The sequence below is a fragment of the Blautia sp. 1033sp1_1033st1_G9_1033SCRN_220408 genome (assembly GCF_040929965.1).
Classification (GTDB): domain Bacteria; phylum Bacillota; class Clostridia; order Lachnospirales; family Lachnospiraceae; genus Blautia_A; species Blautia_A ammoniilytica.
Window position 1 is genome coordinate 30,626 of sequence record NZ_JBFKZO010000002.1, and the last position, 14,373, is coordinate 44,998.

Below are 14,373 nucleotides of genomic sequence, written 5' to 3' on the forward strand. Positions count from 1 at the left end.
AAAAAAAACAGTCTATAACGATAAGATTAAAACTTATGTTAAAAAGATAAGGCTTGTCTGTGATGAGTATAAAATCCCCATGTTTATGACTTTTGCCGTAGAGAACACTCCAAAGGGAACAAAATATGTTACTGAAATGCACAGTGCAGCAGCATGCAATACTGAACTTACCAACGACCGTCTTGTAAAGCATGCTCTTGTTATGAGTGATTTTGAAGTAGTACCTTCACTTTCACAGCCTATCTATGAAGATAATCTGGAGGGCGCGAATGATAGTATTGACTTTGACTTCTGACTGCTCTGCCGGACACAAGATTCTGGCAGGTTTCCAAGTCATACAAGGTATCACACCCACCGACTGTTTGACAACTGGCTGTCCGGAATGTATGTAACTCCTGCCATACAAGATTTCCAGCCTATATCCTTCCCACTACACCGGTTGGATCCGGACTTGCACTGGTTAGAAACGTGCACCGCAAGGCGCACTGCAACGAAAGCAGAGGGCACAAAAGCACCCTCTGTTTTCTCTCCAGAAGTCAAAAAACAAATCTTGTATTCAAAAATGTAGTCAGCATTCGACAGATCCAACTAAAACACCATGTACAATACATCTAACAGAACTGTTTCCTGTGCAGGTGGAAAGAGACATAACATAGTCAGTATCTTTTAAAAGATCCGTTTGAATTTTAACAACAGATTCTTTTTTCATAGTTTCTATAGCGTCCCCGAATTCATTATTGTTCTTGAAATCAATCCCATCTATTCCATATTGAGTACGATTATATGGATTTGAATTACACACTGAAAAAACCTTATATAATAGTTTATATTTTGGAGTAATGAACCAGAACACGGGATGTTCATCTGCATATTTCTGATCTCTGAAAGATTTTAAACCTGCAAACATAGAACCGTTATTCATATTATGTCCGTACAAGACCGAATGATGATTCAATACTCCTGATTTACAGCGGCAGTCCATAAAAATAGTTCCAGGAAAACTATACTGTTTATTAAAATCTTTATGCAAATAATCGGTATTATCCTCACTTTTTACAACAGGGTACGAAATATCCGTCTTAGGAATATAAATCCAACCAAGATAATCTGTATTTTGATCCAATAACTTCTCACTGTCTACGTCTAGAGGTGCATACTCATCTTTTACATAACTGACTCCAGACAATAGGGCAGAAATTTCAGGGGTATCTTTTCCTGTTTTTGTGTAATCATCTTTAAGTCCATTATAGAAATCTGAACTTTCTTTATAATCTTTAAAAATTGGTCCATAATATGTTAGACATAGTCCGATTATAACAAGAGCAGTTGTTATACATAGTCCTCCTAGTATTTTTTTTTTTCATTTTTTATCCTCCCTAGTTTCGATCCACAGTCGATATTTACGGAATCTGACACGCCGGGATAATCCTGACTGTGGTTAACCTCATGTCAGCGGGGGGATACCGATCTTTCTCCGCCCACCGCTGCCATTAAGTTTCTTTTACAATTCATCCCACTACCTACGCTTCGCTTAGAGGCAGGGGATTTTTTTGCATTTCTACAAACCGTCTTCCTTTCTAAGATTCATGACAATATTTTAGTTGCCCAAACAGCATTAGGCCCTATATCACTGGTAATAATTCCGGCTTTTGTACTGTAAGCCTGAACAACTTGTCCATTTCCAATATACATGGATACATGATAAACATATCCATTTTTTGCGTAGAAAATCAAGTCTCCGGGTTCTGCATCACTGATAGGAATCTGTGTTCCATATCCAGCCTGATCACATGCAACTCGCGGAAGGTCATAACCAAAACTGGCATATATGCTCTGGACAAATCCAGAACAATCAGCACCGTTTGTTAAGCTAGTTCCTCCCCATACATAAGGATTTCCAACAAACTGGAGAGCAAAATCCACTACAGATGATCTGACTGCTGAAATATCGTCTGCTTCTTCTATTGAAGTCAAAGTATAAAAACAAGCTTTATTATTTTCAGGTGCTATTTTTTCTTGTGCTAAAGAAAAAGAGCTTTCAGATTTTTTAGATACTTCAACATCAGCATAATGGCCAGAGATTACATTTTTCTTTGCAATAAAACCCCTGACATTACCAGATTCCACAAAATAGAATTCGTTTATATCTTTGAGTATATAAACAAGTCCGTTTTTTCTAATAGATCCTATAATATCTGCTTTTGTTGCATCTAACCCATCGTAAATATCTGAATCAGCCTTTACAATAGCATAATCTTTAGGTACAACTACTTTATAGACAGAAGTATTTGTATAAGTAGTGGCAGCATTATCGTTTAATGGTAATATTGAATCAATATCCTGAAGGGCTCCGTTTCGAGATAAAATAAACTCCGCAACATTACCAGTGATCATATCTTGCCTTTTCACAAAGCCTCTACAGTCACCCGATTCAATGTATACCCATTCAGCTTCGCCATCTGCAAGAATATATACTAGAGAACGTACTTTAGCTTTTCCGACAATTCTAGAATTTTCACGTTTTTCTTCATATATAACACTGCCAGCTTTTACAATCGCTCTGTCTGCCTCAACCTGTGTAAAGCGGAAGTCATTTGTTACATGTTTTACAGAGATGATATTTTGATGAGCAATAAGTTCTTCATTTGTGGCATAGGGGGATTGCTTAATGCCTTCCAATTCTGCTGCTTTACGAGCCTCATCTGGGCTATCAATAATGTTAGCGTCTCCTGAGTGTGAGGTCAGACTTTTCTTTTCGGATGCCTGTGTCTCCAATATCTGTATTTCTGATGCCTGTGTTTCTGGGGCTTGTGTTTCTGGTGTCTGTATTTCTGACGTTTGTGTTTCCGGTACCTGTGTTTCTGGTGCCTGCGTTTCTGGCACTTGCGTTTCCGGTGCCTGGGTTTCAGGTACCTGTATTTCTGGCGTTTGTGTTTCCGGTACCTGTGTTTCTGGTGCCTGTGTTTCTGGCACTTGCGTTTCTGGTGCCTGGGTTTCCGATGCCTGGGTTTCCGGTACCTGTATTTCTGGTGCCTGCGTTTCTAATACCTGGGTTTCTGGTGCCTGCGTTTCTGATTGAATCTTATCTTCTGTAGCAAAAACAAAGGTATTTGAAAACATACAAGATAAAACTCCTAACATAATAAGCTTGTTCATACGTCGTAACAAATCATGATACCTCCTTAATATTTTCTTTTTTAATATGTTATATTTGACATCCAAATAGCAAAAAAAAATGACAGGAATACCTATCATTATCGTCAATAACCTCTTTTCACTCGTGGGTACTTCACATCCTCTGTGCGGTTAAAGCTGACAGATTTCGTGAACATTTCCCCGCCTACGCTTGCACCTAGAAGCGGGGGAATGTTCACTAAGCAGGATATCACTGCTGTCTCTGGATTTGTGTCAGGGTTATCTTCCCAAATACCATATAACATTCGCACTAATATTATCCGGATAAACTCGTAATTTCAAAGCTGTTTCAACCATAGTTTCAGCTGCCTCATCAATGGTTTGAGTGTTCATAAGAATATCAAACAACGCTTCTTTTCTATAAGCATAATGAATGCCATCTGTAGTCATAATAATAATATCATTTTTTTTCAATCTTAAAGCTCCAGTCTGTATAATAGGAAGAGGTGTTATTCCGATTCCGTTGTAGAGACTCAGCCTTTCTATAGCAGTATAGTAGTTTTCTTCACTAATCTGCCCGGAATCGACCAGTTTCTGAGCTTCTGTGTGATCTTTAGTAAGTTGCTTAACTTTTTCATCACGAATAATATAAAGCCTAGTATTTCCTGCATGAGCAAATGTTAGCATTCCGTTTCTTTGAAGGAATGCACTTGTCATAGATGAAGCATAGCTTAATCGGTTTGTTTCATCTCCAAGTTTGAATCCAATAAGAACATCATTCGAAGATAAAAAAGCTTCTTCCATAAACATCCGTACATTATTAATAAATAGCTCCGGATTTTTTTTATATAACCGAGCCAGTACTTTTTGAACCTGGTTGGAAGCTATTGCCGACGGACGGAAATTGTCTTCTTTAGAGCCTGCACCATCAGCAATACAGCAAAAAAGATTATCACCGAAGCTGTGTTCGTCAAACAAAATATAATCCTCATTTACTTTCATATTAAATCCTACATTGGACTTTCCACTGTAGAAAGCGTAATCCATTGCCATTATTCATCCTCCTTAGTTTCTGCCGTAACAGCTTCGTGAACTTACCCGCCGCCTACGCTAATGCTTAGAGGCGAGGGTATTCTCCGCGTCCAGGATAAAGATTCCTCCTTAACACGCAAAAAGGCTACAGGGATTGTCTGCAGCCTTAAGTCTCATGGTTATTTTGCAGCTTCTGTTGCATCCTCAGTAGCGGCTTCTGTGATTTCTTCGGACTCTGCAAACTCTTCCGGAAGTTCAGTTTCAGACTCTGTTTCTTCAGTGTCTGTATCCTCTTTAAGCTCTGAAAAACCTTTTAATAATACTTTTTTTGCATCAGTGTCATTGAATTTAACTTTGATAGCAAGAACCATATTATCCTGATCGGTAGAAACTCCAATCATATAACGTTCTTTATTGATGACGCCCGAAGAAGTTAGGAATGTTTTACCAGCAATCTTAACCTCTTTGTTTTTGCCTGTAAGATCAAGTTTTTCAATTGCTTTGAAACGTTCAAGGATATCCTCTTCGCTTTCGTGATTCGGGTTTACTTCTGCTGACAGCTGGACATATCCCCCATCACTGTCAAGTGCAACCATTTCACTGTCCGCAACTTTTTTGTCATCGCCATTACGTCCGTAGTATTCTTCCATTTTAGCATTTTCATCGATTCCAATTGTTACATTCTCTTCTGGAACATATTCCATTTTAAGGAAATCACTTTTCCATCCATCTTTGGTGAGTTCTCCTTTTACATAAGAATAGTCTGAAAGAAGCGCTGAACCCTCTACAAAATCACTTTCCGTCTCTGCTTCAGTTTCTGTCTCACTTTCGCTTTCTACAACAGTTTCAGCAGCGGTCTCACTTTCAGTTGCTGTTTCATCTGCAGCAAAGCAAGGGACTGTTGTTCCAATAACAGCAAGACTCATCCCGAAACCAAGCAATAACTGTACTGTTCTTTTTTTCATGATTAAATCCTCCTAATTATGATTTCTTACATTTTTTTGATGTAAAACACATCCATAATTAATATGTCATTTTAGCAGTAAAATAGCTGTTTTTCACTGCATTACTGCTGTTTCAGACGGAGCATCCGTCTGAGCATCTGAATTTTCCTGTTCAGCCGTGGTGTCTTGTTCTGGTATGAAAATGCTATTTGCGACATCAGTGTAAGTTGCTTTGAAATCTGCATTATCAGCACTACTTACAGCATAAATCTTAATGACAGCCGTATCTTTTTGTATTAATCCGACATAAGTGTAATATGTCAGATTGGGTTCAGTATTGAACACCATAAGATATTTCATGACAGAACCATCTGCCAATGTAACATCTTCCTGACCCTTGACTTCTCTTGTGGTATTTCCTTCTGTAACCGTTTCATTCACAATTTCAGTATCAATACTGCTGTTCTCGATAGCAAAAACATTTAATTCATCAAACGAAGACTTCATATCTACATAGAGATCTCCACTTTCTCCTTTAACAATAGAATAGCCTTTAGGCGTTGTTACCTGATATTTTCCTTCCAAGGTCCAGCATTCGGCTTCCCAGTACGGGTTTTCTGATGTACTGAAGATATTCTTCTTTTCGAAAGAATCAATCGTTGCAACATCCGTATAATACAATGTAAAGATAAGAACCTGCCCGTCAACACCGGTTCCATAAGTCTTGGTCTGTGTCTGATTAATTATAGAAGTCGCAGTTGCATAATTGTTTCCTGCAAGTTTAATCTGCTCCCCAGCGTTCACCTCTTCTGCTGCACTGTCAGACAGATATTGTTTTATAATATCTTCCGTAGAAGAACCGTTGCTTTCAATAGATGAAATATTAAGAATTACTCCATCTCCATATGCATAGGCTTCTTCCTGATATTTGCTTCCAGAATCTATATAACTGCCTTTTAATTCATCTGTTTTAGCAGAATCAAAAGTAAATAGATCCTGTCCAAGGATCTGAATTCCAAATTGCTGGTTCTGGTAGGCATTTTTATCTCCAAGAATCTCTCCAGTTTTATAATCTGACGCAGCAGTTTTGGTATCCTCTTTTTCAGTTTCCGGTTTTACTATGGCATCAGCGTTTGTATCCGTAACTATAATACTTCCCGAAATTTCCCCTTTAGTATCTGTACTATCACCAGCTGTAGCTAAAAATGGCATTGAAACATCAATTCTCACAAATTGTTTCGTTTCTCTGTTTATATAGAAGTCAAAATGAGTACTTCCGCAGACAATATCTGAGTATCCATTCATATAACAGTACCCGAGGAGTGCTCCTATATTATCATCGCTGTCTAAAGACAGATGATAACAGGCATTATCATTGATCACGGTATCCTCTTTTTTGTCACATTCATCAGAATAAATCAAGTTAAAGATATCCTGATAATCGCCTTGTATTTCCTTCCATTTTCCATCACGTGCATATAATACAGAGTCGGAATCCATATACACCCCGTTTTCTTCTGAATCCTGAGAAGAAAAGGCTGAAGATGAGGAAGCAAAATTTTCAGAAATCTGTTTAGATCCTGTAGAATCTTCAATTTGAAGTTCTACATTTCCTTTACGTCCTCCTTTTTCAACAGAAACCTGTACATCTTTCAAAGACGCTTCTTTCAGAGCCTTTGTTTCGGTTTGAACAGCTGTCTCTGATTGAGTTTCTGTTTGCGGAACAACAGGTTTTACTTCTGTTGAGGCTTCTGTCTTCGGTGTTTTTTGAGGTGTTAGGGAACATCCTGTTAACACAGAAGCCATGGAAAGGCTAAAACATGTCATTGCCAGTATTCTTTTTCTTAACAAAACAAACTACTCCTTTCTTTTTTCTTTTTAATATGTAATTTTTACAGAAAAATAGCAAAAAAAGAAAAGAGCCCGAAAGCTCTTTTCCAAAATCCGGTTTAATAACTTCCAAATTTTGCAGGATGGAAACCACCACCATCAGCATTTGATCCCTGTCCATTTCCTGAAGCAAAATCAGGAGCTGGAGGAAGAGCATCTGGAAGAGGTGCTGGTTCTCCGGTATGTGAAAAGTCTCTGGAAGGACTTCCCTGACCTCTCTGAGGATCATTAAAACGCTGATTCTGGACGTTCCCCTGATGAGTATCGTAATATCCCTGACCTCCCTGTGGTCTTCCTACAGGAGCTGCGGAACCGTTATAAGAGCGCTGACTCTGGACGTTTCCCTGAGGAGTACCATAATATTCCTGGCCTCCCTGTGGTCTTCCTGCAGGAACTGCGGAACCGTTATAAGAGTGCTGACTCTGGATGTTTCCCTGAGGAGTACCATAATATTCCTGGCCTCCCTGTGGACCTCCAGTAGGAGCTGTGGAACCGTTATATGGGGGCTGGCTCTGTCTGTTTCCCCGAGGAGTACCATAATATTCCTGATCTCCCTGTGGTCTTCCTGCATGGGCTGCAGAACCAATATAAGACTGCGGTCTTTGGTTATTACCAGAGCTCGGAACATTTTGCTGATTCTGACCCTCGAACCAAGCTTTATGCACAGAGCCTTCAACTTCATTTATAGTAAGTTCCTGGTATGTATGTTTCACTCCGTTTTCATCCGTAAAATCCTTGGCATTTAGGCGGCCTTCTACTCTTGCCTCACAGCCTTTGAGAAACCTTCCCTTTTGAAGCCCATTTCCTATGTAATTGGCTTTGGGTCCGAATGCAATACAGGTATAGAAAGAGACCAGATTTTTATCATATGAATCCGATACGGCTAACTTAAATTTCGCCCGGTTTTTACTCTGATCAGTTCCTGGTGTAAAAGTTGCATCTGCAGTTAAGTGTCCTGAAAGAATCCCAATATTCATAAAGTTTTCTCCTTTCGCCGGATATTTAATTCACTCCGGTCTTCATAATTTATTAGTATCACCTTTAATATGTAAGATAAAAACTTTCTCAAGAAAAAAAGCCCCGAAGGGCTTTTTTCAAATGATAATGTTCAATTCTTTGTAAATCCTCTGTACCATATGACTGTTACGTCCGCCTTTACGTGCTGTACGGATTGCCTTCTTAAGGGAATCGTTCTCATAAATAATGCGAACTTCTTTTTTGCCTCTGGTTACAGCAGTATACAGGAGGTTTTGGTCCAACATACCAGCTGCTGCTTCCTGAAGAACGATTACCAGGTCGTCATATTCAGACCCCTGCGATTTATGGACCGTGCAGTTATAAGCGAGATCCATATCGCTATATTGCTCTCTGGGAAGGGTTATCTTTTCTTCACCGATAACAATATCCATGGAAGAATCTGTGATCTTCTTAATGTATCCAACATCTCCATTATAATACTGAAGTGAATAATTGTTGGACATCATCATAACCCTATCATTCAATTTATAGTTACGATAGCCATGCCAGATTCCTCCTTTTCCAGGATTAAAGATATTTTGTAGCAGGACATTTCCATCTTTAACACCACAGGTTCCTTTTCTTACCGGAGAAAGCACCTGTATCTTATTGATGTCGCCATATGTCTCAATCATATCCTGTACAGTTTCCCTTAAAATATCCTGAGTCTCATCCGGTGTACATTGAATGATTTTAAAACCAGGGCCAGTTAAAAGATCTTCTTCACCGTGGATGATTTTTTTTGCATTCCGATTAATAAGAGATTCTTCTGCCTGACGGAAAACTTCTGACAGATGGCATCTGTCAACACACCCGGAATCTATGATATCCTGAAGGACATTCCCTGGTTCTACGCTTTGAAGCTGGTTTGTATCACCTACAAGCATAACCAGAGCCCCATCTTCAATAGCCGCTATCAGTTTGCTGAAAGTTGATAGTCCGAGCATGGAAACCTCATCTACAACAATAACATCTGCTTTGATGGGGTCAAAGGCATCCTTATAATACTCCTTTCCATCATAAGGCTGATACTCTATCAGTTTGTGGATAGTCTGAGCATTCCTGTTTGTAGTTTCCTTCATTCTTTGGGCGGCACGTCCAGCTGGAGCACATAAAGCAAAAGTCGGAAGCTTACCGTAAAGTTCCGGCCAAAGCATTTCCAGATACTTAAGAAGCCCGTTAACAGTTGTTGTTTTTCCGGTTCCAGGATCACCTGTGAGAAGCATTACACCTGTCGAATGTAAAAGCTGAAAAGCCTGTCTCTGCTGGTTACCAAAAGCAAAACCCCTTTCCTTTTCAATCTTATCTATAAGTTCTGGATGGAAAGGAAGCTTTTTTCTGGTACGGAGAAGACGGGCAAAATTTAGAGAAGCTTTTATCTCGTCATTAAGCATTTCTGCTTCATAGTAAGAATCCGGATAATCAGGATCGCTCTTTATATATTGATGATCCTGTAAAGATTTTTCCACCACTTCTTTTGGAATATCCTTATACTGTCTGGATACCGACTTAAAAAGCTGATCGAAAGTAATATACACATTTCCTGAACTGGATTCTCTTTTCATACACCAGTATAAAATCGCATCGATTCTTTCTTCGTCAAAGACATCGATCCCCCTGTCAAGAGCAATTTGATCCAGCATACGAAACGGTATATTTACTTCTTTTGCAACCTGGTAAGGGTGATTTAGTAGCATTTCAAGTGCATTATCAGGATATTTTTTGATAAGTCTTAAAGACTGTTCATACGTCCCGTTATATTCACTTAAAAATTTAAACAGGTCCAATTCTGTTTTCAAGGCTCGTACCTTTTTAAATACTTCTGATACTGATGTAAAATCTGCGTGAGTCTTTTCAGAGATATCCGTTTCAGCTGTATCATTATTTGCTGCGGAAAAGATATCTCCGTTAACAGCCCTTGCTATCCTCCTGACATCTCTTGTTGAAACTACAGTTCCAAGACTTTCTATAAAGTCAACCGTTTCTTCATTAGAGCAGGAAGTTTCAACGATATTCCGGATATGTAGTTCTTTCCCATATTCGGAATCTTTCCAGTCTCCATCAATTGCTAAAGGCATGTTTTTCTGCTGCAGGCAAAAACGTCCTGTAGCTTTGATGTAACCATTTTCAGTAAGATATTTAGGAATAGTACCCTCCGCAGGTTTTAATAAAAAGGCTGATTGCCCTTTTTCAGAATTGAAATAGATCTTTTTTTTGTAAATACCTCTTACTGTAACCATAATTTTTCTCCTTAAACTAAAATTGGAATAGATCCTTTTTAATCATATAAAATTCCTTCTCTTTTATCGTTCTAATCTCCTTTCATCATAATAATTGTGTCATCTTTAATATGTATTTTAAAAAAGGTACAAAAAAAAGAAGCTTATATAAAGCTTCTGACGTCATAATATATGAGAAAAATGGATTTTTTTACAAAATGAAAAGGTTGTTTTCAGGATCATGTCTTGACCACATTTTACGAATATTCGGTATCGGTTGATACCATTTGACGCTGATATGTAATAGAAATCATGTACTTATGTATTTAAAATTATTATTATATTTGAGCCGTGTTTTTTCATCTTTTTAAAATGTTGTTTTTTGACCCATATCTGTACCACGTTTTAATTTCCGTTTGAGATTACTCATTACTTTTCAATAGCATTAGATGGCATTTTGATGTTTTTCCTCTGCCTATTAAAGATAAGTTGTAACCCCAGTGTTTATGCGGAAATCAACAGAATTTGCAAAATTATATTCACGCATCATCGGTGATAACTTGGGAATATCGACCAAATCCCCTGTGTTTATGCGGGTTTCAGGCTTCGCTGAGGCCGTTTTGACCCATATATTACCCATATCTGTATTCGAACTGGTATTCTGGGTTGGTTTTTCTGTTGGCAATTTAATTTCCTCTTTCTTCTGTATAGTTTTCTGAGAACTTTGCATATTCCTTTTCTCATGTTTTTTTCTAAAACACAGCACGACAGTATAATAACATGCCAAAAAAAGAGTTTCAAGCTATGATTTTATAATCTGATATCAACACAGAAAATACAGACTTTCGGCGTACCTTAATTAGATGGGCACTGTCATGACCACCACTGCACTATTCCGCTAATGATCACAAAAAACCGCCGGATTCTTCCGGCGGCTCCTTGTTACATTAGTTGTCCAATCTTAATCTTCTCTATCATGGACTGATATTCTTTTTGCGTTATTACTTTATGATCCAGCAGATTTTTATAATAGCTTATTTTCCGTTCCTCGCTACACGTATCCGGAACGATTTCTTTCTGTTTTGCTTTTCCACTCCGGTATAAACAATATGCAATCAGATATACAATCACACAAATATAGATCATTCCAAAGTTCCACACGTTATACAGGAAAGTTCTCATAGACCAACTATTTAAGATAGCATGATATGTATTAAGGCTAAAAGTAACTGACCACATGCTGAACTGTGCAAAAAAATATACGATTGCTGTTTTCTTTCGTATCCCGATTCCTGCCTTGGTCAATCTGAATGAAGAAGTGATCATGATTACTAGCGAACATATTGCAACTGGTTTCCCTATAAGCATCACCCATTCACCCCCGTCTGCATAAGAACGGAAGTATAGCAGCCTCCATGCCGTCTCTATATCATATTTAAATAGCACTTTTAGAAACATCACATAACTATATGTCTCATATATTAAAAGCAGCGTAAACAAAATCCCTGCTATATTACACTTCTTATTTCTTTTCATAATCATATCTCCATAGCCCATAAATCAACAGCTGCAAATTCTACCCGGTAGTCTCTGTCTTTTTTTCCGCAATAAAGGCACATTCCCTTTAACGGGTAAGGATCATGGTAATAACCGATTCCTTTGGAAGGTAGTACAAGAGCAGCAGTTCCAACCAGCGTTTCTCCATCATAGATCTTTGCTATTATTGTTCCATCGATAACCGCTTTTACATCCTCAAATATTGTAAAGGGTTCAGTAAGAGCAACTTTCGTAGTCACGGTACAGGTTCCAGTTTCCGATACTTCAACTTTAGTCTCTGTAAAAGCAAGTCTTTTCAAACAGGTCTGCACATCGTCTTTCGCCAGCAGTTTTGTCTTGGCACTATCAATAGATGCTGCAACTCCTCTCGCCTGGCTTTCATAAGAAACGGCTCCCATATAAGAATTCGTGATTAGTGGGGAAAAAGCCTGCAGGTTTGCCTTATTCTGAGCCCTTATCTGTGCATTTTGCGCCTGGATATTAAGTGCCGTTGCTGCTCCGGCAGCAGGACCGGCTATTCCATTTGCAATGCCTCCATGAATTGCCCAATCTTTTTCTTTTTGTTGCGAAGCATTCATCACAGCTTTTGCTCCACTTTTAAGGGTATCTGCTGTTTGCAAAAGTGCAGCCCTTTCAGCAGTAAGCATGGCAATCCGCTTTTCTCTTCCAGTCATGCCCTCATATTTCACAAGAGTTTTCTGCTCTTCTCTTTCTTCTTCCCTTTTTACTTTTAAAGAATCATCCAGCTCTTTTTGCTCTTTCTTTTTAACCAATTCTTCTGCTTCGGAATACAGATCTGATATATCCGAATATTTAATCCCATGTTTTTCGGCTATCAAGTTAGCTTTCTGTACTTCTTTTTCATTTTTACACTCTTTGATATCAGCTTTAAGGCACTCTTTGTAAAACTCTTCTTTTTTATTTTTTTCCTGTGTCTCTACTGTTATTATCTTATTTTTGCAGATCAGATTAAAAATATAAATTACCACTCCGATTCCAACTATAATAAATGCAGGTTTGAATAAGGAATTACTATTAGATGCAGTTTTAACTATACCGTAATTAGGCTTGGATGGGGCATTCATGATCTCTGAAAGAAGGACTGCTATCCCTCCCACAGTTATCACTATCCCTGAAGCTATCTGTCCCTTTTTACATATCGTTGCTTTTTTAAATGCACCATACAAAACAACGATTCCCCATAAAGCGATAATGCTTCCTATAAGTTTTTCCAAAAACACTGCTTCTCCTCCTCTTACTCATAATATTTGCTTTTTTCTGTAAAACCGTCCTCCTTTGAACGATCTTATTTATAATATATTTTATAATATGTGATATTTCTGGAAGATTGTCTGTTTTTACAGAAAAGCCTATGTTTGAATATAACATATTCTGTAGTCAAATACCATATGCTGTCAGATAAGTAATTAAATTCTTCATCTGACAGGACTACCAGGGTCTTATTTTACATACCTGGTGCCTGAAAGGGTCATAATACCAAGAACCGCTGGTATAATCGGACATCGCTTCGCTTCGGAAACCATTTGTGTCCCGGCTGTTGCAGAATGAATATAGTTTTTCTTATATTTTATCATTTATAAACTGTCATGTACAATATAGGAAACTTCCAATTCCACCACGGGCACAAAGAATAGATAAAAATCGAGCAGAAAGTCTGCTGTTAATGGCTTTCTACCCGATTTTCCTGTAAGTATGTATATTAACCTTTTACACTTCCTGCAGTCAATCCTTCAATGAAGAATCTCTGACAGGAAATAAAAACTACAAGTATTGGAATTAGACTCAGCACAGAAAGAGCAAAAACATATCCCCACTGTGTAAACTGATGCTGTCCGAAAAATCCTGAAATAGCAATGGGTAAGGTCCTTTTCAGGTCATCATTGATGACCGTATTGGCCCAGGGAAACTCTTCCCATGCGGTAAGAAAATTAAAAATGGATACGGAAGCAATTCCTGGTTTGGTTAATGGAAGAATAATCTGAAAAAAAACAGTAAATACGCTTCCTCCGTCTATATAGGTTGCCTCGTCTAACTCTCTGGGAATATTCTCTACAAATCCTTTTATCATAAATGTAGAATATGGAATAACCCATGCGACATAAAACGGAATCAATCCAGATAACTTATTGATCACCTTCAATTTAACGGCTAACTCATACTGAGGAACGATTAAAGTAGTTCCAGGTATGATCATGGTTAACATGATGAATGTGAATAAAAATTTACGTCCCGGAAATCTAAACCTGGCAATACAGAATGCCATTGCTGCGGCAACGACGGCCGCTATGGCAACTGTTACAGTGGAAACAAAAATACTGTTAATAAAATTGTTTCCAAATTTTTTCTGTCGTAAAATGTACTGGAAATTTTCCAAAGTAATTTCTTTTATTTTTGGAAAAAATCTGGGAGGATATTCATATAATGCGCCATTTGGCTTCAACGCAGTACTCAGCATATAAATCATTGGAAGAACAACAATGATAAGTCCCAGAGTGAGAATCAGGTATATGATTCCTTTATAAGCCGCTTTCTTGGATATTTTCAAACTCCCACACCCC

13 protein-coding genes are annotated in these 14,373 nt (G+C 38.2%); 1 reads left to right on the forward strand and 12 read right to left on the reverse strand.

The annotated features are described in order from the left end of the window. The first annotated feature begins 79 nt into the window (after nt 1–79). Complete coding sequence (locus tag AB5916_RS01970; RefSeq protein WP_368189051.1) at nt 80–295, forward strand: hypothetical protein; 216 nt, start codon at nt 80–82, stop codon at nt 293–295. Nucleotides 296–568: 273 nt separating this feature from the next. On the opposite strand, the gene AB5916_RS01975 is transcribed toward AB5916_RS01970, so the two are convergent. The 12 genes from AB5916_RS01975 to AB5916_RS02030 all read right to left on the reverse strand — a co-directional run bounded on the left by AB5916_RS01975 (nt 569) and on the right by AB5916_RS02030 (nt 14,360). Continuing rightward, nucleotides 569–1,186, reverse strand: a complete 618-nt coding sequence (locus AB5916_RS01975) for a class B sortase (RefSeq protein ID WP_368189052.1) — start codon at nt 1,184–1,186, stop codon at nt 569–571. 398 nt (nt 1,187–1,584) lie between these two features. Beyond that, complete coding sequence (locus AB5916_RS01980) at nt 1,585–2,394, reverse strand: C40 family peptidase (RefSeq protein WP_368189194.1); 810 nt, start codon at nt 2,392–2,394, stop codon at nt 1,585–1,587. A gap of 511 nt (nt 2,395–2,905) precedes the next feature. Continuing rightward, entirely contained in the window at nt 2,906–3,076 is a 171-nt protein-coding gene (locus AB5916_RS01985; RefSeq protein WP_368189195.1) for a hypothetical protein, read from the reverse strand. 338 nt (nt 3,077–3,414) lie between these two features. Beyond that, entirely contained in the window at nt 3,415–4,188 is a 774-nt protein-coding gene (locus tag AB5916_RS01990) for a PP2C family serine/threonine-protein phosphatase (RefSeq protein WP_368189053.1), read from the reverse strand. A gap of 158 nt (nt 4,189–4,346) precedes the next feature. After that, nucleotides 4,347–5,132: a hypothetical protein gene (locus tag AB5916_RS01995; protein WP_368189054.1), complete on the reverse strand. Its 786-nt coding sequence runs from the start codon at nt 5,130–5,132 to the stop codon at nt 4,347–4,349. Nucleotides 5,133–5,225: 93 nt separating this feature from the next. Beyond that, entirely contained in the window at nt 5,226–6,917 is a 1,692-nt protein-coding gene (locus tag AB5916_RS02000; protein WP_368189055.1) for a hypothetical protein, read from the reverse strand. A gap of 143 nt (nt 6,918–7,060) precedes the next feature. Further along, complete coding sequence (locus tag AB5916_RS02005; RefSeq protein ID WP_368189057.1) at nt 7,061–7,978, reverse strand: single-stranded DNA-binding protein; 918 nt, start codon at nt 7,976–7,978, stop codon at nt 7,061–7,063. A gap of 117 nt (nt 7,979–8,095) precedes the next feature. After that, complete coding sequence (locus AB5916_RS02010) at nt 8,096–10,258, reverse strand: AAA family ATPase (RefSeq protein ID WP_368189058.1); 2,163 nt, start codon at nt 10,256–10,258, stop codon at nt 8,096–8,098. A 457-nt stretch (nt 10,259–10,715) separates the two neighbouring features. Then, entirely contained in the window at nt 10,716–10,967 is a 252-nt protein-coding gene (locus AB5916_RS02015) for a hypothetical protein (RefSeq protein ID WP_368189059.1), read from the reverse strand. A 212-nt stretch (nt 10,968–11,179) separates the two neighbouring features. After that, complete coding sequence (locus tag AB5916_RS02020) at nt 11,180–11,773, reverse strand: hypothetical protein (RefSeq protein WP_368189060.1); 594 nt, start codon at nt 11,771–11,773, stop codon at nt 11,180–11,182. 2 nt (nt 11,774–11,775) lie between these two features. After that, nucleotides 11,776–13,029: a hypothetical protein gene (locus AB5916_RS02025; RefSeq protein ID WP_368189061.1), complete on the reverse strand. Its 1,254-nt coding sequence runs from the start codon at nt 13,027–13,029 to the stop codon at nt 11,776–11,778. Nucleotides 13,030–13,514: 485 nt separating this feature from the next. After that, entirely contained in the window at nt 13,515–14,360 is an 846-nt protein-coding gene (locus tag AB5916_RS02030; protein WP_158420383.1) for a carbohydrate ABC transporter permease, read from the reverse strand. Nucleotides 14,361–14,373 lie beyond the last annotated feature (13 nt).

Bases quoted from the DNA above. Each gene is read 5' to 3' on its own strand.
- AB5916_RS01990 (WP_368189053.1), bottom strand. From the start codon at position 4,188: ATGGCAATGGATTACGCTTTCTACAGTGGAAAGTCCAATGTAGGATTT.
- AB5916_RS02005 (WP_368189057.1), bottom strand. From the start codon at position 7,978: ATGAATATTGGGATTCTTTCAGGACACTTAACTGCAGATGCAACTTTT.
- AB5916_RS01995 (WP_368189054.1), bottom strand. From the start codon at position 5,132: ATGAAAAAAAGAACAGTACAGTTATTGCTTGGTTTCGGGATGAGTCTT.
- AB5916_RS02020 (WP_368189060.1), bottom strand. From the start codon at position 11,773: ATGAAAAGAAATAAGAAGTGTAATATAGCAGGGATTTTGTTTACGCTG.
- AB5916_RS01980 (WP_368189194.1), bottom strand. From the start codon at position 2,394: ATGATCACTGGTAATGTTGCGGAGTTTATTTTATCTCGAAACGGAGCC.
- AB5916_RS01970 (WP_368189051.1), top strand. From the start codon at position 80: ATGTTTATGACTTTTGCCGTAGAGAACACTCCAAAGGGAACAAAATAT.
- AB5916_RS02015 (WP_368189059.1), bottom strand. From the start codon at position 10,967: ATGCAAAGTTCTCAGAAAACTATACAGAAGAAAGAGGAAATTAAATTG.
- AB5916_RS02010 (WP_368189058.1), bottom strand. From the start codon at position 10,258: ATGGTTACAGTAAGAGGTATTTACAAAAAAAAGATCTATTTCAATTCT.
- AB5916_RS02000 (WP_368189055.1), bottom strand. From the start codon at position 6,917: ATGGCTTCTGTGTTAACAGGATGTTCCCTAACACCTCAAAAAACACCG.